Genomic DNA, 2,923 nt, shown 5'->3' on the forward strand with positions numbered 1-2,923 from the left:
CACCCGAATGGACCCCCCAAGAGGTGCCATCTCATATCTGAGATAACCTCGGCCTCATGGCAGACGACTACCTCGTACGTATCGGCAAGCTCATCCGTGACGCCCGGCAACATCGGGGCTGGACACAGACGCAGCTCGCCGAGGCGCTCGGCACCAGTCAGAGCGCCGTCAATCGCATCGAGCGCGGCAACCAAAACATCAGCCTTGAGATGATCGCCCGAATCGGTGAAGCCCTGGACAGCGAGATCGTCTCCCTGGGCTACGCCGGTCCGATGCATCTGAGGGTGGTCGGCGGACGCCGGCTGTCCGGCGCGATCGACGTGAAGACCAGCAAGAACGCGTGCGTGGCACTGCTGTGCGCCTCGCTCCTCAACAAGGGGCGCACAGTGCTGCGCCGGGTCGCGCGGATCGAGGAGGTGTACCGCCTTCTGGAGGTACTCGGCTCGATCGGCGTCCGCACCCGCTGGATCAACGAGGGCGTCGACCTGGAGATCGTGCCGCCGGCCGAGCTGGAGATGGAGTCGATCGACGCCGAGGCGGCCCGCCGCACCCGCTCGATCATCATGTTCCTCGGCCCGCTGCTGCACCGCATGGAGAGCTTCAAGCTGCCGTACGCGGGCGGTTGCGACCTCGGGACGCGCACGATCGAACCGCACATGATCGCGCTGCGCCGCTTCGGCCTCGACATCGCCGCGACCGAGGGTCTCTACCACGCGCGGATCGACCGGTCCGTCTCCCCCGACCGCCCGATCGTGCTGACCGAGCGCGGCGACACGGTCACCGAGAACGCGCTGCTGGCCGCCGCCCGCCACGCCGGTGTCACGGTCATCCGCAACGCGTCCTCCAACTACATGGTCCAGGACCTGTGCTTCTTCCTGGAGGCGCTGGGCGTCGAGGTCGAGGGCATCGGCACCACCACCCTCACCGTGCACGGCGTGCCGACCATCGACGTCGACGTGGACTACTCCCCCTCCGAGGACCCGGTCGAGGCGATGAGCCTGCTGGCCGCCGCCGTCGTCACCGAGTCGGAGCTGACGGTCCGCCGGGTGCCCATCGAGTTCCTGGAGATCGAGCTCGCGGTCCTGGAGGAGATGGGCCTCGACCACGACCGCACCCCGGAGTACGTCGCGGACAACGGCCGCACGCGCCTGGTGGACCTGACGGTCCGGCCCTCCAAACTGGAGGCGCCGATCGACAAGATCCACCCGATGCCGTTCCCCGGCCTGAACATCGACAACGTGCCGTTCTTCGCGGCCATCGCGGCGGTCGCGCAGGGCCAGACCCTCATCCACGACTGGGTCTACGACAACCGCGCGATCTACCTCACGGACCTCAACCGTCTCGGCGGCCGGCTCCAGCTCCTGGACCCGCACCGGGTGTTGGTCGAGGGTCCGACCCGCTGGCGGGCGGCCGAGATGATGTGCCCGCCGGCGCTGCGGCCCGCGGTGGTCGTCCTGCTCGCGATGATGGCGGCGGAGGGCACGTCCGTGCTGCGCAACGTGTACGTCATCAACCGCGGTTACGAGGATCTGGCGGAGCGGCTCAACTCGATCGGGGCGCAGATCGAGATCTTCCGCGACATCTAGGACGCGTTCCGGATGTCCCGGGTGCCGCCGTGCCGTCACCGGTGCGGCGGCACCGCCGTGTTCAGCGGGTGCTCCACTTCTGGTTGTCCTGGCCGTTGCAGTCCCAGAGCTGGAGCCGGGTGCCGTTGCCGGTCTTCTGGTCCTTCACGTCTACGCACTTGTTGGCCTGCGGATTGACCAGGTCGTTGCTGGAGTTGAGACGGAACTGCTGGGCCGGGTTGCCGCTGCACACCGCGATCTGGATCACCGCGCCGTTCGCCGACGAACCCCAGGCGACGTCCATGCACAGGCCCATCGAGCGGATCGTGCCGTCCGAACGGAAGTCCCACTTCTGCCAGTTCTTGCCGGTGCAGCTGTTGATCTGGAGCGGCGAACCGTCGGCGCCCTTGTGACCCACCATCTCGATGCACTTGTTGGAGGCGTGGCTGTAGATGGTGGTGCCGGGCGCGCTGATCACCGTCTTGGTGGCCGTGACCTTGGGCGTGGTGGACTTCTTCGTCGAACTCTTCCCGGAGGACGCCTTCTTGGGGGCCTCGGCGGAACTGCCCGCGATCACCCCGGCACCGGAACCGGCACCGGCCACCACCGCTCCCGCGCCGTTCTTCACCGTGTTGTTCTTGCCGCCGGACGGGTGCGAGGGCGTCGGCTTCGGCGAGGTCGGGTCCGGGCTGGCCGAACCGTAGGCGCCCGCGCCGCTGTCCGTCGTCGCACCGTTCAACACCGTGCCGGCGTCGGCGACCTGATCGGACGGCTTGCTGTCCGAACTCGACTTGCCGAGCATCCCCGACACCAGGAACGGCACCCCGATCAGCAGCGCGCCGGCTATCGCCGCACCGGCGAGCAGCCCCCGGGAGGGGCGGCCGAAGGCGGGGGCCGCGGTGGCGGCGTCCTCACCCGTCCCCGCCCCCGCTCCGCCCGAGGACTCGGCCGTCGCCGCTCCGGCGAGGGCCTCGGGAGCCGGGTCGGGGTCAGGGTCGGCGTGCCCCGGAGCCGGTGCCGCTTCCGCGGTCGCACCCTCATCGGTGCCGGCATCGGTTCCCGCGGCAGTGTCCACGGCGGCTTCCGCGGCGGGGAGTTGGGCCGTCGCGGCGGGCTGCGCGGGAGGCGTCGGCGCCGCCTCCGCCGTCGCCGCGGTCTCCTGGGTGCCGGTGGCGGCCGTGCGACCGCTCTCCGACTCACCGCTCGTCGCCGGGAGTTCGGTGCCTGCCTCGGGGGCGCCGCTCGCGGTGGTGTCCGGGGCCGGAGTGGGCTCCGCCCCGCCCGTCGCTGCCTGGTGCTGCGGGCTGTTCTTGCCGGACATGAGGGTCCTTCCAGAAAGGGGATCGGGGGACGACCGG

General features: G+C 70.0%; 2 protein-coding genes. One reads left to right on the forward strand and one right to left on the reverse strand.

Features of this window, described 5'->3' with window-relative positions; translation table 11 throughout:
• The first annotated feature begins 56 nt into the window (after window positions 1–56).
• Entirely contained in the window at window positions 57–1,586 is a 1,530-nt protein-coding gene (locus ACIPTO_RS04805) for a UDP-N-acetylglucosamine 1-carboxyvinyltransferase (protein ID WP_366312396.1), read from the forward strand.
• Window positions 1,587–1,647: 61 nt separating this feature from the next.
• On the opposite strand, the gene ACIPTO_RS04810 is transcribed toward ACIPTO_RS04805, so the two are convergent.
• The gene (locus tag ACIPTO_RS04810; protein WP_401189464.1) at window positions 1,648–2,886 is read right to left on the reverse strand and encodes a ricin-type beta-trefoil lectin domain protein; all 1,239 of its coding nucleotides are present in this window, start codon (window positions 2,884–2,886) and stop codon (window positions 1,648–1,650) included.
• Window positions 2,887–2,923 lie beyond the last annotated feature (37 nt).

It is taken from the genome of Streptomyces sp. NPDC090083 (genome assembly GCF_044747445.1).
GTDB lineage: Bacteria > Actinomycetota > Actinomycetes > Streptomycetales > Streptomycetaceae > Streptomyces.

What these genes read in the sequence shown, in the direction of transcription:
- ACIPTO_RS04805 (WP_366312396.1), top strand. Translation starts at nt 57, where the DNA reads ATGGCAGACGACTACCTCGTACGTATCGGCAAGCTCATCCGTGACGCC.
- ACIPTO_RS04810 (WP_401189464.1), bottom strand. Translation starts at nt 2,886, where the DNA reads ATGTCCGGCAAGAACAGCCCGCAGCACCAGGCAGCGACGGGCGGGGCG.